The following is a 4102-nucleotide window of genomic DNA, read 5'->3' on the forward strand; positions in this document are numbered from 1 at the left end:
ATGGCGCAGCTCGCGCTGCTGCCGCGGCCGCCTCGCCTCATCGGCTTCGAGCTCGGCCAAGGCCAAGCGGCCGACGTCGCGGCCCTGCTCCGCGCCGCCGGCCATTGGGACGAGATCATGACCGTCCCCGATCTCGCCGGCATCGACCGCCACGTGCTGGGGATCGCACGAGGGTAATCCTCTTTGCCGCAACGTTGCGACGTGATGGCGGCCGCACCCGGGCGTTACCCTATTCCGCTGATTCTATGAAAATGGGTGAATCACCTCAACCAAAAGCCGCTGATTTTGGAAGGATAGTTTCATAGAATGTGGTATCTCAAGCCGAAAGGAGGGAGATATCACATGGCGTTTACTTTGACGTTTCCGTACGCGCAAGCTGCCGGCGTCGGCCAAGGGTATTTCGTGGCCGCCGACCCGCTGGGCCCAACCGGGATCGTAACGGTTCAGGCTACAGTGGGTAACGTCGAACTCCGGATTACCCGGTATAACGCACCCGACTTTATCCAGACTGTAACGCAAGGCAGCACATTTTCCGTTCAGCTGAGTAACATTCAAACGATCGGTATTTATGCGCTGACGGCAGTGACGGGGACGATCACCTTGATCACTCCCGTATAACCTGCTCCCCCCTCCATTCCCTTTCTTATCCCGACCCCACTTGGGCGCCGGCGCACGCGTCGGCGCTCATTTTTTTGCGACATGTCTATCCGCCGCCCTCTTTTTAAGGATTATCCCGTTGCATCAGATCGTTGGGGACGCGAAACAATAGAGGCTGCGAGGAAAAAAAGGTTCGCTTCCTCTTTCTGAACGAGAGGGATAATCGTGCAGAGAGGCGTAAGGAAGAGTCCTCCTTTCTGAAGAAAAGGGATAATGGTACAAAGCGAGGCGAGGAAAATCTCTCCTATCTGAACGAAAGGGATAATCATGCAAAAAGGTGCCAGAAATGTACATAGGGGTACAATATAAGAGCCAGATTGGTGCTGGAGCCGGTTTAACCTGTGCGACGGCGTGTGCGTCGAGCTTTTGTGGCAAATGTGTCTATCTGCGCCCTCTTTTTATGGATTATCCCGTTGCATCAGATCGTTGGGGGACGCGTAACAATAATGACGACGAGGAAAACAACGCGTAACAATGGACGAAGAAAAAAATGTTTGGACTCCTCATTTCTGAGCGAAAGGGATAATTGGGCTAAGAGGAGCGAGAAAGAATCCTCCTTTCTGAACGAAAGGGATAATGATACAAAGAGGAGGCGAGAAGGTGCAAAAGGGCAGGAGGAGACGTGAGAAATGCCGCCGCGGGGCAAAGTAAGTCTAAAAAGGTAACCTTTTGACGCTGTGACCCGTTATTTGGGTCGAAGGGCTCATTTGTAGTTGGGCCGGGTTTCTTTTAAAGTAAAGGTACGGGGTTTCTAGATCAAGAAAAGAGGATGTTCATGCTGAGCAAACTGAAAAAAATCGATTACTCCATCGTCGTGATCCTGCTGCTGCTCATGGCCATCAGCATCGCGGTGTTGTACAGCGCTACGTCAAACACCCAATATCATGGTTATCACCTTCGCATGCTTGTTTACTATGCGCTGGGGTTTGTTGCCTTTTTTGGAGTTTCGATTCTCGACTATCGGCTGCTTGTCAAATATGCGCCTTACTTGTACCTGTTTGGCTTCGGGCTGTTGATCGTCGTGATGTTCATTGGCAATACCTACTATAACGCAACTGGTTGGTTGACGATTCCGGTCATTAATCAGAGCTTTCAGCCGGCGGAGTTTTTTAAGCTGCTGCTGGTTCTTTTTCTTGGGTTTATGCTGCTGCGCAAGCGCAAACTTCGGTTAGCTTTCTGGCGGGACGTTGTGCCGATCTGCTTGCTGACCTTTATCCCGTTTGTTGCGGTAATGGCTCAAAATGACTTAGGAAATGCGCTCAGCTATGTCGTGATTTTGGCGGGCATGTTATGGATTGGGAATATTAAATATTGGCATGCGCTGATCGCGCTTGCGATCTTCGCCGGTTCGGTGATCGGAGGCATCACGGCGTACAAAGCGTATCATGATCAGGTGTATAACTTCTTTGTAGATATCGGCCGGGAGCACTGGATCAACCGGATCGATCCGTGGCTTATGCCGGAGAAAGCGTCCGAAGACGCCTCCTACCACACTCGGAACGCCAAGCTGGCGATTGCCTCCGGGGGCATGACCGGGGAAGGGTACATGAAAGGGGAGACGGTGCAGTCGGAACGGGTACCGCTCACCTACTCGGACTCGATCTTTGTGGTGATCGCTGAGGAGTTTGGTTTTATCGGGAGCTCGGCGTTGCTGCTGTTGTATTTTGTACTGATTCACCGGCTCATTCTGATCTCGCTTGAGACCCGCGAAACCAGCGGGCCGTACTTAATCGTGGGGATTGTGGCGATGCTGTTGTATCAGATTTTTGAAAATATCGGCATGTTCATTGGTCTCATGCCTTTGACAGGGATTACTTTGCCCTTCATCAGCTATGGCGGTACCTCGCTGCTGATTAATATGGCGAGCATCGGCGTGGCGATGAGCATCCGGATCTACGGGCAAGAGAAGGAAGAAGAGAAGCCCCCTGTGGCTCCGTCGGCACCTACGTCGCGTTATGCCTTGCTCAGATCTAAACGCCAGTCGGAAAATCGGGGATAACATTTTTACTAGATTCCTAGGTTTAGAAGTCTCTTAACCGGACATACTGATAGACATCAGCGGCTGAAATACCGGTTTGGTTAGGAGCAAGGAATCATGGGTAGACGTTCATTTTCCCGTAAGAAAATCGCACTTATCTTTTTTTCGATTGTTATGTTGATGATGTCCTGGGAAGGACAAATGGTTGATACAGCCGCGGCGGCGGGGTCGCAAGCGGTGATTTCTCAGATTCCGCAGGAATCGATTCGGCTGCGCATTCTTGCAAATTCGGATGGAGCTGCGGATCAACTCGTCAAACGTCGTGTTCGCGATGCTGTCGTTGAGCAAATGAACGGCTGGGTTGCACAGCTGGAGAATCCGCAGAGTCTGGAGGAAGCGCGCCAGGTGATCCGCGAGCATCTGCCGGCTATCGAGGAGCAAGTTGGTCAAACGCTTAAGCAATATGGCAAAAACTACGACTATCAAGTTGAGCTCGGCACCGTGCCGTTTCCGACCAAAATGTACGGCGGTGCCGTTTATCCAGCGGGCGACTACGAAGCGCTGCGCGTGACGCTGGGCGAGGGGAAAGGGAAAAACTGGTGGTGTGTGTTGTTTCCGCCGCTTTGCTTCATCGACGCCGGGAGCGGGGACGCGTTGGCTAAGGACGCGGGGACGGTAACCACTGCAACAACAAAGGCCTCGGCTGCCGGGGCTGCGGGAGATGCCGTTCAGGTTGAACCGGAGGAGACGGAAGTGCGTTTCTTCCTGTGGGATATGCTGGTGAAGCTCTGGAACTGGATTGCCAGTCTATTTGCTTAATGATTTATATATTGAGAACTGTTTAACCGTTCGGGGATGCCGGGCGGTTTTTTTTGCGGCTATGCGCATGGCTGGGTTCGGGTATAATAGTAGAATATATTATTGAACAGTTTGGGATGAACGAGAATGAGCCGACAGGAATCTATGAAACCAAATCAAGCGGAACACAGCGGGGATCTTCCTGCTTTAAAAGAAGTGGCCTCCAAAACGACACGTTGGTGGCATGTCCAGCCTGGAACTGGAGCTGGGGCTGGAGTGCCGGATGATGTGGATGCGGAGGAAGCGGCGGCGCTGAAAGAAGCCGCCGCTGTACTAGCCTCCGGCGGGACGGTGGCGTTCCCGACGGAGACGGTGTATGGGCTTGGCGCGGATGCGCGGAATACGGCGGCGGTGGAGGCGATTTTTGCCGCTAAGGGCCGCCCGTCCGATAATCCGCTCATCGTGCACATCGCCGACGTGAGCCAGCTGGACGGACTCGTCACGGAAGTGAACGAGACGGCACGGCGGCTCATGGAGGCGTTTTGGCCCGGGCCGCTCACGCTGGTGCTGCCCGTGTCCGAAGGCGCCGTCTCACCGCGCGTGACGGCGGGGTTGTCCACCGTGGGCGTGCGTATGCCCGCCCACGACGTGGCGCTGCGGCTGATCGCC

Annotated in this window: 4 protein-coding genes and 1 pseudogene; all 5 read left to right on the forward strand. The window is 53.7% G+C overall.

Annotation, left to right across the window (positions count from 1 at the left end):
- Positions 1-177: pseudogene (locus POTG_RS23040) on the forward strand (protein-(glutamine-N5) methyltransferase, release factor-specific); the annotation flags it as partial.
- A gap of 165 nt (positions 178-342) precedes the next feature.
- Positions 343-618: a hypothetical protein gene (locus POTG_RS05030; protein WP_157273313.1), complete on the forward strand. Its 276-nt coding sequence runs from the start codon at positions 343-345 to the stop codon at positions 616-618.
- An 814-nt stretch (positions 619-1432) separates the two neighbouring features.
- A complete protein-coding gene (locus POTG_RS05035; protein WP_009223725.1) occupies positions 1433-2656 on the forward strand; it encodes an FtsW/RodA/SpoVE family cell cycle protein in 1224 nt (407 codons plus the stop codon).
- Between the two features lie 96 nt (positions 2657-2752).
- Positions 2753-3454, forward strand: coding sequence for a stage II sporulation protein R (gene spoIIR, locus POTG_RS05040; RefSeq protein ID WP_009223726.1), 702 nt, complete (start codon positions 2753-2755; stop codon positions 3452-3454).
- Between the two features lie 126 nt (positions 3455-3580).
- The coding region (locus tag POTG_RS05045) for an L-threonylcarbamoyladenylate synthase (RefSeq protein ID WP_009223727.1) at positions 3581-4102 on the forward strand (522 nt) is incomplete at its 3' end.

The sequence above is a fragment of the Paenibacillus sp. oral taxon 786 str. D14 genome (genome assembly GCF_000159955.1).
Classification (GTDB): domain Bacteria; phylum Bacillota; class Bacilli; order Paenibacillales; family Paenibacillaceae; genus Fontibacillus; species Fontibacillus phoenicis.